Genomic DNA, 13,668 nt, shown 5'->3' with positions numbered 1-13,668 from the left:
TTGCCGCTCCGACTGATCCATGAGACAGCGCCTGACTGGTTCCAGGACGTTGTCATCTCCCCACAGGACATCCTTGGCCGTGCGGTCATCGAGCTGGAAAGCGGAGTCGGCACGATCGAGGTCAGCCTCTGCATCCGAGGCCAGGACGACGTGATCACAGTGCGGGAGCGGGTCCCCGGCACCCGATATCCAGCGACTTGCCATGAGCGGCATATCCAGTCCGACCACAACTTTTGCATCGGGGTGAAGGCAGGCGAAGGCATTACGACGCGTGATCATGCAGTCGTCTGGTGGGGCCTGCTGGAGAAATACCTCCGGCTGCAACGAGTCGCCGAACGCACGAGACGTTGGCCTGCGCAGCAGGAGATTGCCCATGGCGACGCTGGACTGCACCAACTCGCGGCGCTGCAGGCCGCCCGGCAGTTAGGCCTCGAGGATGACTACATGCGCATGCTGGAGGGGGAGCGTAAGTGGTTCGCCAGCCCATGGCCGAAGGTCGATGAGAGACAGAAGCTCCGCAACGGCCGCGCCCCATGCCCGGCAGGTTGCAGACGGAACGGCAAAGCGATCCTGCGCATTGATTGTTGCAGCAGGGACCCTGTGGTCACCCTCCTCAAGGAGGAGAGACTTCGCCGCAAGGCGATCGAGCGCTTTTGGAGAGTTTCGCTTGCCCTCGGGGAGGAATGCTGTGGGACGATGCTGAAGTGCCCACTCCAAGACAGGAACATCCCCAGGAATCCTGTCCCGGCCACTGGAGCTTCTAAGCCGCGATCGCGAATTCGTATGCTGCGACGGTGAGTCATGACAAAGAATGACCAGCAAGGAGCCCACGAAAAGCTTCTGTCGGCGAACCAAAGCAGGATGATAGACTCCGTCAAGTTCGCAGAGAGGAAGAACGCCGCGCTGCTGACGTTCTGTTCTGTGTGGATAGGCGCGATCATCAACGCACTGAAATTGCGGTCCTTTCACAGTGCCGCGGTCTTGGTGCTTGGCGTTTGCATCTGCATGGCTGTTTCGACGGCCCTCTGGATCGGGCAGCAGACCCGGTTCGTCTTCCTCTCGACTTCTCCCTCAGCCCAAGCCCCGACACCATGACAACGATTGCACAAGCCCCCGATAGCCACGCTTCAATCTTTCAGCGCTTCGACGGCGACCGCGGGCGGATGCTCGCGATCGCGGCCCTGAGAGAGCAGCGGATAATCCTGGGCAACGCGGAGGCGGCCCAGGAGTTGTGCGCGCGGGGGCGCCTCGAATACTACATGCCGGGCGGCGACCTCATGGTTGAGGACGAGTGGTCGAACTCTGTTTTCTTCATCATTGCAGGGAGCGTAAAGGTCTCGATTTCAGGAAATGCCGTAGCGCATCGCACCGCAGGCCAGCACGTTGGCGAAATGGCGCTGATCGACCCCGGTCAACCCCGCTCCGCCACGGTGACGGCGGTCGCGCCGACGGTGGCGCTAATTGTTTCGGAAGAGGACTTTGCAGCCGTCGCGGCCCATCACCCTGACCTTTGGCGTCAGATCGCGAAGGAGATGGCCACGAGGCTGCGGCAGAGAAACAACTTCATCCGGCCGTCCAATCACTCGCCGCTGGTTTTCATTGCTTGCGCGGCCGAGTCGCTGAAGATCGCCGGGGCAATGAAGGCTGCGCTCGCCGATGCCGGTGTAACGGGCGTAAAGATCTGGACCGATGGAGTTTTCAAGCCATCTCAACACACGATGGAGAGTCTGTCGGATAGGTTGGCTGCGATGGACTTCGCCATTGCGATCTTCAGTCCGGACGACGAGGTCGTCAGCCGAGGCGAGCAGAAACTTGCGCCAAGGGACAACACGGTGTTCGAGCTCGGACTTTTCGCCGGGGCGATCGGCCGAGATCGCTCCTTCTACGCCGTTCCCAGGGAAATCAAGGTGAAGATACCTTCCGACCTCGCTGGAATAACCTCCGTGCGTTACGGCCAGGCTGATGGTCAAGAGCCGGACGTGGAAGATGCCTGCGAAAGCATAATCGCAAGGATAAGAGAACTGGGGCCGAGGTAGTTGCGGTGGGGCTGAAGAGCGAGTTGGAGGCAGATGTCGCGACGATATACAGGTCGCAGTGGACACGAAGAAACGGTAGAAAGGTACCGGAGGATTCAGATGTTAAGGCGGGAAACGATGCGGTCGATGTCTCGGTCGCAGTCCTCTACTCCGATCGGCCCCTTAACGCACAGATCCATGAAAGCGCTGCATTGACTCTTAAGGATGATGTGAACATATCGGGAACGAGGCGCGGGCGGCCGCTTCTCGACATGCGGGAAGAGACAACCTCAACCGAGGAGGATTCCGCATGCCAGTCCCAGAATACGATATTGAACGCGCAATCTTCATCCGCTTCGCGATGATCGGTCGCCCGGTCCTGAATGGCCTCGCGGGCAAAGGCCAGCGGCGGCGGCGTGATCCGCAGTGCTCCACCCTTTTTGCCCGCGACATCGTAAATGCTTTGAGGGCGCAGATCGGCTTTCGGCGCCATGGCGAAGCTGTTGACGATGCTACCGTTCAGGAATTTCTGCGCGCCGTCATTTGGGAAATACCGATCGAGGACTGCGCGGTGCTCGTCGGCATTGACGCCACGCCGAGGGACGCGGCGAAGCGGGAAATTTCCAATCGGTTGGCCGAGCGGCTCAAGGCCGAATTCGAGATTGTTCATGAGCCCGCTTTCCATCACGGCGACAGCGGAACCGGGCCATTGGGGCCGAGGAGATAACGACACATGTTCATGCCGGCGCCGTCGACGCACGCTGAAGGACACCTATAGCGGGCTGCTAGCGGCAGTGACGACGCACGAACAGAAGCCACCTTCGTCACTTACGGCAACACCTATGTTCGAAGGATTTGCTGTGATTGACGAACCGAGGGGTGGAAGGCGGACGTCCACCGCAACTCGTCTTGAGCCGATTTTTGAACCGCCAGAGCGTCACATCCGTGGAGCTCGTCACTCTTCCCGATCACCACCGCGTGAAGCCGACGCGAAATTGTGTCATACCCTTGCCCGCGAGTTGAAAAATAGCGGCGTCCGCGGGTCGCTCACGTGGGAATTATCGATGAGAGTATTGATTGCCGGGGCCGGAATAGCTGGACTTTCTGCCGCACGAGCACTGGAAACGAAGGGAATCGAGTGCGAGGTCGTCGAACGGCGAGAACAGCCATCCACCGAGGGTGCAGGAATCTTTCTCTTGGGGAACGCCGCAAGAGCGCTCGGTGACCTGGGACTGCTCGCCGATGTAAGGTCCGTCGCCTATCCGATAGCTACCCAGCGAATCCTTTCCTCTTCGGGTTCCGTTTTGAACGATGTCAGGACGGCAGAGGTCTGGAAAGATTGTGGGCCCTGTCTTGCCTTATCGCGCCAATCCTTGGCTGCAATCCTCCAGTCGTCGCTGAAGCCCGGAACCGTGAGCTACGGCTTGGAAGCAGTCTCGACGGCGTCGCGTGGTGAGAAGCGCATGGTTCGCTTCTCCGACGGACGAGAAAGAGAATACGATCTCGTGGTCGGAGCTGCAGGCGTCAATTCGCCGCTGCGAAACGCGGTGTTCGGTCCGAGTGCCGCTCGCCAGATCGACATCTCCTGCTGGCGGCTTGTAGTCCCGAACAACGGCGAGATCGATGGCTGGACGGCAATGCTCGGGAATGGCCGCACACTGCTCGGCATCCCGATCAGCGAAGCGGAAACATACATATACGCCGACTGCCGCACGAGCGAGTTCGGAGACGGGCCCGTCGACGTTATGAAGCGGCTTTTCAGCGGCTTCGCCGGGCCGCTTGGGCCGATGATGGCAGCGTTAGATCCAGCGACCGCAGTCCATCGTGCCATCTTGCAGGAGGTTCCCGCAAAACGATGGATTGCGGATCGCCATGTCCTGATCGGTGACGCCGCGCACGCCTGCTCGCCCAGCATGGCTGAGGGCGCCGGCATGGCAATCGAGGACGCGGTCGTCCTTGCGGAGCTTGTCGCCAAGGGCGGGCCGATCGATCGTATCCTTGAAGGATTCCACCAGGCGCGCATCGGCCGAGTCGCGTGGGTACAGAAAAAGTCCCGCGCACGCGACAAACTGAGGAGCGGCTCAAGCACTATCCGGAACGCTGTCCTGCGGCTGTTCGGCGACGGCCTCTACCGGCGAACTTACGAGCCTCTCACACGCCCGCTGCTCCCCTGACGAGGCGAGCGCCGGCCCTATCGTGGGCTCACCGAAGATCGGTCGCGGTGATCCGCCAAGAGCTTCCGGCTCTCGACAGGTCGGTCCTGTTGGCTGTCACCGGTGACGTTCGAAATGAGGCGCACGCCGACCCGGTCCGGCCGGCGATCAGTCCGACAGGAATCACCTCGGTGGCCTGATGAAATATCCAAGAACTTATTTGAACAACGGGGGGTACTAACGGCAGAAATCGACCCGAAGCTGCCGCTCGCCGATAGCCCGAGAGCAGCCGCTTGCGCAAAATCTTACATAACTCCCATCATTGGAGGCACAAGCAGCCTGTCGGCCATCTGTTTCTGCGCTTCGTTGAGCGACTGATAGAGAGGAGCGAGGGCGGCTTTCAGCTTGCGTATGCTTTCGAGCCGGCCGGCTAAGGCGCCTTCCGTCTGTTCAATACGCTGCAATGGGCTTTCAACGGCTCGGCTCGCCCCTTCCATCCCGCCAGGCATCTGCATCATCGCCTGTGTGCCGCGAGCGTTCGATCGCAGCACCTCAGCGAAGGCGCTCCACAAGGACTCCTGCTCAGAGGTTATCTTGAGCTCCGTTTTCAGGAAGGCAATACGCCCCTCGATGTGTTCAGGGGCCGTCATCTGCGCCATCGCGCTCATGCCGGTCTGCCCCATAGGTGCCTGACCGGCCATCATGCCCATGGGATTTTGTCCGCCGGTCATCATGCGCATCATGCCGCCCATCATGTCACCGCACATCATGCCGCTCGGCATCGTGGCGCTCGGGTTGGCAGCGGGAAGCTGCTGTTGCGCGGCTTTTTCACTCGCTTGTCCCGCGGCGGCCTCGGGATGATGCGCGTCTTCGGCAAAGCCTGGCGTCCCTAGCATAAGCAGTGAAGTAGCCAGCAGGAAAGTTCGCAGCGTGCCCATTTGACTTCTCCTCACCTTGCATAATGGTTTGACTCAAAGGATACGATTGCCGAGAAAACCTCACCTTGACGCAGATCAAGTCCGGATTGGCTAGGCAGACGTCGCCTTCACACATCAACGTCCCGAGCCAGCCATCGCCAGTTCCGTATCTCCGGCAAGTCCTCTCCATTCTCGCGGATGTAGGCGTCGTGTTCGGCGAGCTTTTCGTCGATGAAGCGGGCGAAGCCCTCCCGTGACGCGGCCAGAGACGGGACTCGGTCGACGACTGCCTTCGCGAGGTGGAATCGATCGAGCCTATTGAGCACGGTCATGTCGAAGGGGGTCGTGGTCGTCCCTTCCTCCTGATAGCCGTGCACATGAAAATTGGCGTGGTTGGCGCGGCGGTAGGTCAGTCGGTGAATGAGAGCGGGATAGCCGTGATAGGCGAAGATCACCGGCTTGTTGGTCGTGAACATCCGGTCGAAAAGATCATCGGCTACGCCGTGCGGATGCTGGCTGGGGGCCTGCAACGCCATGAGATCGACGACGTTGATGACCCGCTGCCGGAGCGACGGAAACGCCTCGCGCAGGATCAGGACGGCAGCAAGTGCTTCCATAGTCGGTATGTCGCCAGCGCAGGCGACCACCACATCCGGATCCCCTTCGTCATTGGAGGCCCAATCCCAGACGCCGAGCCCGGTTTTGCAATGCGCTATGGCCGAGTCCATGTCCATCCATTGCAACTGTGGTTGTTTGCCGGCGACGATCACGTTGATGTAGTCGCGGCTCCGGAGACAGTGGTCGACGACCGACAGAAGCGTATTGGCATCCGGCGGAAGGTAGACGCGGATGACGTCCGCCTTCTTGTTCGCGACGTGATCGATGAAGCCGGGGTCCTGATGCGAAAAGCCGTTGTGGTCCTGCCGCCAGACGTGCGATGTTAGAAGGTAGGTAAGCGACGCAATCGGCCTGCGCCAAGAGATGCCCTGGCAGACCTTTAGCCACTTGGCATGCTGGTTGAACATGGAATCGACGATGTGGATGAAGGCCTCGTAGCACGAGAAGAAGCCGTGCCGCCCTGTCAGCAGATACCCCTCGATCCAGCCTTGGCAGAGATGCTCGCTCAGCACTTCCATTACTCTGCCGTCAGGCGCTAGCTGGTTATCGCTGTCCAATATCTCGCCGGTGAAAGCGCGACTTGTGACTTCAAAGACCGGCGACAGGCGGTTCGACTCGGTCTCGTCGGGCCCGAAAATCCGGAAATTTCGCTCTTCCGTGTTGAGTTTCAACACGTCGCGAAGATAAAGGCCGGCGATGCGGGTCGACTCTGCTGCCTGCTTTCCCGGAGTAGTGATCTCCATCGCGTATTGTCGGAAATCCGGCAGCTTGAGGTCTTGCAGGAGAAGACCGCCATTGGCATGAGGATTTGCCCCCATTCGACGTTGGCCCTTTGGTACGAGGTCTCGCAAGTCTGCGCGAAGTCGGCCGTTTTCGTCGAACAGCTCCCAAGGGCGGTAGCTCCTGAGCCAGTCTTCGAGAAGCCCGAGGTGCTCCGGCACTTCTGCCAGTTTCGAAAGCGGCACCTGATGCGAACGCCAGGAGCCCTCGGTCTGTTTGCCATCGACTTCTCGTGGGCCCGTCCAACCCTTCGGAGAGCGGAGTACGATCATGGGCCAGATGGGGCGACCGGAAAATCCCGCGCTGCGCGCCTGCCGCTGGATTTCGACGATCCGCCCATGGGCCTCGTCGAGCGCCGCCGCCATAAGCAGGTGCATTTGCCGCGGATCGGATCCCTCGACGAACAGCGGCTCGTAGCCATAGCCGCGGAACAGCGCCTCCAACTCTTCATGGCTGATGCGGGCAAGAACCGCGGGATTGGCGATCTTGTAGCCGTTGAGATGCAGGATCGGCAAAACCGCGCCGTCTCGAGCCGGGTTGAGGAACTTGTTGGAGTGCCAGCTCGTCGCGAGCGCTCCCGTCTCTGCCTCTCCATCACCGACGACGCAGGCGGCGATCAGGTCAGGATTGTCGAAGACGGCGCCGTAGGCATGCATGAGGCAGTAGCCAAGCTCGCCGCCTTCATTGATCGATCCCGGCACTTCTGCCGCCACGTGGCTCGGGACGCCCCCCGGATAGGAGAACTGCGTAAAGAGTTTCTTGAGGCCCGCTTCATCCTGGCCGACCTCGGGATAAATCTCGGAATAGGTTCCTTCAAGATAGGTATTCGCAACAAGACTGGGGCCGCCGTGACCCGGCCCTGTGACATAGATCATGTTCAGGTCATGTGCCTGGATCAGCCGGTTCAGGTGGACATAGAGAAAATTCAATCCGGGTGTGGTGCCCCAGTGGCCGAGCAGGCGCGGCTTTACGTGGGCCAGCGTGAGCTTTTGTTTCAGGAACGGATTGTCGCGAAGGTAGATTTGCCCCACGGAAAGGTAGTTGGCGGCTCGCCAATAGGCGTCCATCCGCTCCAGAAGTTCGGGCGACAGCGTATCAGTCATCGGGAGGAATCCTTCCTGGTGAGGACATCGTCGACTGCTGCTGCAATGACTGCTTCCTCGTCGGCTGCAATCACGCGAACCTCGACATCTGCACCGGCGGCAGAAATGACAGGCGAAGCCGATGCATTGAGCGCAGGATCGAGTTCCACGCCAAGAAAGCCGAGGCCATCGCAGATGCGGTCGCGGATCACCGGCGAGTGCTCTCCAATGCCTCCGGTGAAAACCAGAACATCGAGTCCACCCAGCGCCGCCGCATAGGCGCCGATCTGTTTTTTGACACTATAGCAAAAGAGGGCCACCGCCTCGGCTGCTCTGTCATCGCTTTCCTCGCGGTCGAGCAGATCGCGCAGATCGCCACTGGTTTCGGATATGCCGAGGAGGCCCGAATGATGATTGACCATTTTGTCGAAACCGGGCGCGTCCACGCCCGCATGTTGGGTGAGATAGAGGAAGATGCCAGGGTCGAGGTCGCCGGATCGCGTGCTCATCGGAATACCGGCCGCCGGCGTAAACCCCATCGTCGTATCAACGCTTCTGCCGTCCTTGACGGCGGCGACGCTTGCGCCGTTTCCGAGATGGGCGAATATCAAGCGGCCTGTTGCCGCCCATTCGGGGGCATCACGACGCAAGCTTTCCAGAAGGTGGGTGTAGGAGATGCCGTGGAAGCCGTATCGAACCACCCCTTCGGCGCGGAACCGCCTCGGAATAGGGATGATGCGCGCGAGGGCCGGCATGTCCCGGTGAAAGGCGGTGTCAAAACAGGCGACCTGGAGCACCCTGCTAAGGCGCTCTGAACAAGCGGAGATGATGTCCAGTTCCGTCGGTAGATGTTCGGGTGCAAAAGGCCGCAGCCGGCGAAGTTCGGTGATCATGACATCATTGATCTCTTCAGGTGCCTGATATCTGAGCCCGCCATGCACAACGCGGTGGCCGATCGCCGCGATCGTTGCGAGCCCGAGACGCTTTTCCAGCCAATCAAGCAGGAAACTTGTCGCGGTGCCGTGCTTCATCGAGCCGACGTCACGGCGGCTCTCCGTTCGGCCTTCCGTCACGAAAAAGCGCGTCTGCGAGGTGCCGATGCGCTCGAACTGCCCGCGCAGCGTCCAAGCCCCGCAACGCGAACCTTCGCAGACGGCGAACTTCAGACTGGAGGAGCCGCCATTCAGGATGAGGATGTGTCGACCGTTTCCCATTATGTCGACCTCGTCTGGCCGATGGAGATATCGCAAGCACAACTGGCAGCGATCGAATATGATCCCCGGCAACATGCGGCGGATGAGGCCGGTCCGGTCCTCTTCAGTGAAATCGTGTAGTCTCGCCAGAAGAGGTTTCGGCTCGTAGCGGGCCATTCTTGGTGAAGGCCACGCCCTAGCATCTCCGTTGGAAGGCGCTCAGTTCGCGACAATGCGCAGCCTGTTCCTGACGCCGCCGGCACCGCTGATCGTCTCTGCGGCGACTCGGGCCGCGTCCCGCAATACCTCGCTTTCGACCGCTCCCCACAAACTGACGCTTCCGTTCTCGATCGTGACGTCTATCGCCCCTCTGTCGAGGCCGAGATCGGAACAAAGCCGCGCCAGGACGGCCCGCCGCACTGCCTCATCACCGACGGCGACAACATCAGGCACAGAGGCGGCAATCGTGCGAAGGATGTCGCTGCGCGTGATGATGCCCACCATCTCGTCCCCTCGCATGACCGGAATTCGCTTGATCCTTTTGGCAGCCATGAGTTCAGCGACGCGGCCAAGGGGCACGTCTTCAACAACCGTGACAACGGGCTGCGTCATCACGTCGCCGACGCGCCAGCTATGCCCCTTGATGAACGCCTCCGGCTGCGCTCCGGCGCGCGCAGTGCCGTGCCACGCAGCCAACCCCAGCTCCGCACGCCGCAACAAGTCGCCCTCCGATAACATGCCAACGAGCCTACCGCGGTCGTCGCATACAGGCAGGCCGCTTATTCCGGCCTCAAGCATTGTGCGCGCTGCGTGACTCACGCTGTGATCGGGGCTGATCGACAGCACCTTTTTGTTCATAACATCTCTGGCCAGCATCCTACCGCCCTCCGATTAGAGCCCGCAGCATACGCGGAACCGTGGAGCAGGAGATTGATGTTGGTCAAACAATTGACTGCTGAAATGCATAAGATGCCGGGATGGGAATTGATCCGAACCATCGTCATAATCGGACAAGTGAGCACCACCCTACCGCTCAAGCGGAGGGTTCGCGTGTCGCGCTGACGGAAGGCGTGATCTACACCTGTCCGATGCACCCGCAGGTGCGGCAGATCGGCCCCGGCAACTGCCCGATCTGCGGTATGGCCCTCGAACCCGAAGTCGTCACCGCCGAAACGGGTCCTAGCCTGGAACTCATCGACATGCGGCGGCGGTTCTGGATCGGACTGGCGCTCACCATCCCCGTCCTGATCCTGGAAATGGGAGGCCACCTTTTCGATCTGCATATGATGGTCAGCCCTCAGACCTCGAATTGGCTGCAACTCGTCTTCGCAACGCCTGTCGTGCTTTGGGGAGGTGCTCCCTTCTTCGAGCGGGCCTGGCGGTCCGTCGTCACCCGACACCTGAACATGTTCACGCTGATCGCCATGGGCACGGGCGTCGCTTGGGTCTACAGCGTGATCGCCACCGTCTTCCCCGGTCTGTTTCCGGCGACGTTCCGTTCCGAGGGAGGTTCGGTCGCGATCTACTTCGAGGCGGCCGCCGTCATCACCGTCCTGGTGCTGCTCGGACAGGTCCTGGAACTGCAGGCACGTGAGCAGACGGGCGGCGCGATCCGCGCTCTGCTCGACCTCGCGCCGAAGACGGCCCGCCGCATCCGCAGCGACGGCAGCGACGAGGACGTGCAGCTCGAGGCAGTCGTTGTCGGTGACAGGCTGCGCGTCCGTCCGGGTGAGAAAGTTCCTGTCGACGGCGCACTCCTAGAGGGCCGCAGCTCGGTCGATGAGTCGATGATCACCGGGGAGTCGATGCCGGTGACCAAGGAGGTCGGCGCAAAGCTGATCGGTGGCACGATGAACAAGACGGGCGGCTTCGTCATGGAAGCGGGCAAGGTCGGCCGCGACACCATGCTGTCGCAGATCGTCCGCATGGTCGCCGAGGCCCAACGGTCTCGCGCTCCCATCCAACGCCTGGCCGACGAAGTCTCTGGCTGGTTCGTTCCCGCTGTTATTCTGATCGCCATCGTCGCGTTCGCCACGTGGATGGCTGTCGGGCCGGAACCTCGCTTCACCCATGGACTCGTCGCCGCAGTGGCGGTGCTGATCATCGCCTGTCCCTGTGCGCTCGGCCTAGCCACTCCGATGTCGATCATGGTCGGCGTCGGCAAGGGTGCAAGCGTCGGTGTGCTGATCAAGAACGCCGAGGCGCTCGAACGCTTCGAAAAGGTCGATACGCTGGTCGTCGACAAGACGGGGACCCTGACCGAAGGCCGACCGAAAGTTACATCAGTCGTTGCCGTAAGCGACATATCCGAGGATGAGCTGCTGCGACTGACAGCAACGCTGGAGCGGTCGAGCGAGCATCCACTTGCGGCGGCAATCGTCGAGGCCGCCAACGAGCGCGGAATTGCACTCGCAAAGGCGGAAGACTTCGATAGCCCGGTTGGCAAGGGAGTGACGGGGCTGGTCGATGGCCGCAGGCTGGTTATCGGCAGCCACCGGATCATGTCCGAGGAAGGGGTGGACGTCTCCGCCCTCTCGCAAAAGGCGGAAGAGCTGCGCGGTGAAGGAGCGACCGTCATCTTCGCGGCCATCGACGGTCGTCTCGCCGGATTGTTCGGAATATCCGACCCGATCAAGGGTACGACACCCGCCGCCGTCGAGGCGCTGATCAAGGACGGCGTGCGTGTGGTCATGCTCACCGGGGACAACAAGACCACGGCCAATGCCGTTGCTCGCAAGCTTGGCATCAAGGAGGTCGAGGCGGAAATCGTGCCCGAGCATAAGAGCGAGATCGTTGCTCGTCTGCGCAACGAGGGCAGGATCGTCGCCATGGCGGGCGACGGCGTGAACGACGCTCCGGCGCTTGCCGCCGCCGACGTCGGCGTCGCGATGGGCACCGGAACCGATGTGGCAATCGAGAGTGCGGGCGTGACGCTGCTGAAGGGCGATCTTCAGGGCATTGTCCGGGCGCGGCAGCTCAGTCACGCGACGATGCGGAACATCCGGCAGAACCTGTTCTTCGCCTTCATCTACAACGCCGCTGGCGTCCCGGTTGCGGCTGGCGTGCTCTACCCCGCCCTCGGCCTTCTGCTGTCCCCGATCATCGCCGCCGCTGCCATGGCGCTGTCGTCGGTCAGCGTCATCGGCAATTCGCTCAGGTTGAGGAGTGCACGGATATGATCTGGAATCGCAAATGGACGCTTTCGCCGCCTCGCTCGCGGTGATCGTCGCTTTCTTCGTTCTCCGCGAGCACTGGCAACATGCACTTGGGCTCGCACCCTACCTGCTGCTGCTGGCCTGTCCCTTGATGCACCTCCTCCATGGTCATGGCGGTGATCGCCATCAGGGCCACCGCGGGAAAAATGGGCGATCTCACATGACTCACGGATACGCGGCACTGTGTTTCGGCATGCAAATTTTGCACGCCGATTGACACGCGGCACAGGCCATTGTCGATGTCGGGACGCCCGAGGAAGTCCTTTTTGACTATCTCGATGACCAGGCGAGTCTCGGCTCGCACATGCAGAAGCCTTCGATGATGATGCTCGGCGGGAGCATGTCGTACGAGTTCGACGAAGCCAAAGGCCGCGCTGTCGGCTCGCTTATCAAGATGCGGGGCTCCATACTTGGCCTCGTCCTTTCGGTCGAAGAAGTGATCATCGAGCGGCAGCCACCCCGTCGCAAGGTGTGGGAGACGCGAGGCCGTCCGAACCTCCTCGTCATCGGTGGCTACCGGATGGGATTCGAGATCAGCGCCTCGGGTGCGGCATCGCGACTGCGCGTGTTCATTGACTACGGCTATCCAGCGACGATCGCGGGCAAGCTTCTCGGCCCCCTGTTTGGCTCGATGTACGCACGCTGGTGCGTGAACCGGATGGCCAAGGACGCAGCGGACGCGTTTGCAGGCAGCGTGCGGTCATAGATCGACGGCGCGCATGAGCCACAGCATGCCCTGACATAACCGCTGGCCTACTCTTGTTGGACTGCCGGGCAGTCAACAGATCGTCGACACAGATTTGGCGATGCCCCACGATCAGGTTTTAAGGATTCGACCAAAAGCCCCGGCAACGATGCATACAGGGCCCAGGCCGCTTTCGAGTGCTGTGCTGACTGGGAAAGAGTGAGGAAGGCCGGAAATCTCGGTGCTTTCGGCTTCTACAGATCACCCGGTCTTTGACGCCGATCAATGAGGCTGCCACAGCACAGCGGTTTAATGATCTCATCTGGGGTGGCGACCGGCGGAAAAGCGCCGGGAGAAGTCGGCCAGACTGGCTTGCGGCCGCGCGCATGAGCAACCAGCGGCGAGACGAGCCTGGAACCACCGCTTTGAAGGAGGAACCAGCCATGGCTGAACCTGCAACCAAACTGCCCATCAAGTCGGAAGAAAAAGGCGTCGAGCGTCGTGCGGAGTCGTGGCCCCCCTTTGAGAGCCTCAGATCCGAAATCGACCGGCTGTTCGACGACTTCGCTCCAAACCTGTGGCCTCGCCCCTTGGCTTCCGCCCTCATGCGTCGGGTGCCGCGGCTGTCAGAGCTGGACGTGGCGCCGGCCGTTGATCTGGCGGAGACAGAAAAGAGCTACGAGATCACCTGTGAACTGCCGGGGATGGAAGAAAAGGACATAGAGGTAGCCATCTCCAACGGGATCCTGACCATCCGAGGCGAGAAGCAGGAGGAGAAAGAGGAGAAGAAGAAGGAATATGTCCACTCTGAGCGCCGCTATGGCTCTTTCCAGCGTACGTTCCGGATGCCAGATGGAGTCGATGCAGAAAAGATTGTTGCAAATTTCTCGAAGGGCGTTCTGTCGGTAACCCTGCCAAAGACCCAGGAAGCGCAGCAGAACGAGCGCAAGATCCAGATCAAGTCCGCTTGACCATCCCCGCCTTCCCCGTCCGCAATAGTTCAACACCTT

General features: G+C 60.9%; 12 protein-coding genes and 1 pseudogene. 8 read left to right on the top strand and 5 right to left on the bottom strand.

All coding sequences use genetic code 11. From position 1 onward, the window contains the following. The gene (locus SS05631_RS08035) at nucleotides 1–798 is read left to right on the top strand and encodes an E2 domain-containing protein (RefSeq protein WP_050984091.1); all 798 of its coding nucleotides are present in this window, start codon (nucleotides 1–3) and stop codon (nucleotides 796–798) included. A 197-nt stretch (nucleotides 799–995) separates the two neighbouring features. After that, the gene (locus tag SS05631_RS08025; protein WP_244412346.1) at nucleotides 996–2,036 is read left to right on the top strand and encodes a TIR domain-containing protein; all 1,041 of its coding nucleotides are present in this window, start codon (nucleotides 996–998) and stop codon (nucleotides 2,034–2,036) included. Between the two features lie 145 nt (nucleotides 2,037–2,181). On the opposite strand, the gene SS05631_RS31355 is transcribed toward SS05631_RS08025, so the two are convergent. Next, nucleotides 2,182–2,685, bottom strand: coding sequence for a hypothetical protein (locus SS05631_RS31355; protein WP_037397618.1), 504 nt, complete (start codon nucleotides 2,683–2,685; stop codon nucleotides 2,182–2,184). Nucleotides 2,686–2,857: 172 nt separating this feature from the next. Between SS05631_RS31355 and SS05631_RS08015 the strand changes: the two genes are divergently transcribed. Further along, the gene (locus tag SS05631_RS08015) at nucleotides 2,858–4,189 is read left to right on the top strand and encodes an FAD-dependent monooxygenase (RefSeq protein ID WP_244412344.1); all 1,332 of its coding nucleotides are present in this window, start codon (nucleotides 2,858–2,860) and stop codon (nucleotides 4,187–4,189) included. Between the two features lie 284 nt (nucleotides 4,190–4,473). Here the strand turns inward: SS05631_RS08015 and SS05631_RS08010 are convergent, their stop codons facing one another. The 3 genes from SS05631_RS08010 to SS05631_RS08000 all read right to left on the bottom strand — a co-directional run bounded on the left by SS05631_RS08010 (nucleotide 4,474) and on the right by SS05631_RS08000 (nucleotide 8,779). Then, on the bottom strand, nucleotides 4,474–5,106 hold the full coding sequence (locus SS05631_RS08010) for a Spy/CpxP family protein refolding chaperone (protein WP_037397610.1): 633 nt from the start codon (nucleotides 5,104–5,106) through the stop codon (nucleotides 4,474–4,476). Between the two features lie 107 nt (nucleotides 5,107–5,213). Next, nucleotides 5,214–7,586 (bottom strand): phosphoketolase family protein, encoded by a 2,373-nt coding sequence (locus SS05631_RS08005; RefSeq protein WP_095677946.1) that lies wholly within the window; start codon nucleotides 7,584–7,586, stop codon nucleotides 5,214–5,216. Further along, nucleotides 7,583–8,779 (bottom strand): acetate/propionate family kinase, encoded by a 1,197-nt coding sequence (locus SS05631_RS08000; RefSeq protein ID WP_037397580.1) that lies wholly within the window; start codon nucleotides 8,777–8,779, stop codon nucleotides 7,583–7,585. Before SS05631_RS08000 ends, SS05631_RS08005 begins: the two co-directional genes overlap by 4 nt. Here SS05631_RS08000 and SS05631_RS30935 point away from each other — a divergent pair. Next, nucleotides 8,762–8,899 (top strand): hypothetical protein, encoded by a 138-nt coding sequence (locus SS05631_RS30935; RefSeq protein ID WP_157213214.1) that lies wholly within the window; start codon nucleotides 8,762–8,764, stop codon nucleotides 8,897–8,899. The two genes, SS05631_RS08000 and SS05631_RS30935, sit on opposite strands and share 18 nt — an antisense overlap. Nucleotides 8,900–8,977: 78 nt before the next feature. Here the strand turns inward: SS05631_RS30935 and SS05631_RS07995 are convergent, their stop codons facing one another. Beyond that, nucleotides 8,978–9,634: a CBS domain-containing protein gene (locus tag SS05631_RS07995; protein WP_037397575.1), complete on the bottom strand. Its 657-nt coding sequence runs from the start codon at nucleotides 9,632–9,634 to the stop codon at nucleotides 8,978–8,980. Between the two features lie 101 nt (nucleotides 9,635–9,735). Between SS05631_RS07995 and SS05631_RS07990 the strand changes: the two genes are divergently transcribed. The 4 genes and pseudogenes from SS05631_RS07990 to SS05631_RS07975 all read left to right on the top strand — a co-directional run bounded on the left by SS05631_RS07990 (nucleotide 9,736) and on the right by SS05631_RS07975 (nucleotide 13,629). Further along, complete coding sequence (locus SS05631_RS07990) at nucleotides 9,736–11,937, top strand: copper-translocating P-type ATPase (RefSeq protein ID WP_037397572.1); 2,202 nt, start codon at nucleotides 9,736–9,738, stop codon at nucleotides 11,935–11,937. Next, nucleotides 11,934–12,190 (top strand): annotated as a pseudogene (locus tag SS05631_RS32620) (DUF2933 domain-containing protein). The gene SS05631_RS07990 and the pseudogene SS05631_RS32620 overlap by 4 nt, the downstream one beginning before the upstream one ends. Nucleotides 12,191–12,292: 102 nt before the next feature. Beyond that, a complete protein-coding gene (locus SS05631_RS07980) occupies nucleotides 12,293–12,679 on the top strand; it encodes a polyketide cyclase (protein ID WP_244412340.1) in 387 nt (128 codons plus the stop codon). Between the two features lie 422 nt (nucleotides 12,680–13,101). Further along, complete coding sequence (locus tag SS05631_RS07975) at nucleotides 13,102–13,629, top strand: Hsp20/alpha crystallin family protein (RefSeq protein ID WP_037397594.1); 528 nt, start codon at nucleotides 13,102–13,104, stop codon at nucleotides 13,627–13,629. Nucleotides 13,630–13,668: the final 39 nt, after the last annotated feature.

The sequence above is a fragment of the Sinorhizobium sp. CCBAU 05631 genome, from assembly GCF_002288505.1.
GTDB classification, from domain to species: Bacteria; Pseudomonadota; Alphaproteobacteria; order Rhizobiales; family Rhizobiaceae; genus Sinorhizobium; species Sinorhizobium fredii_C.
Note: the sequence above shows the minus strand (reverse complement) of the source record. Positions and strands in the feature narration are given on the sequence as shown.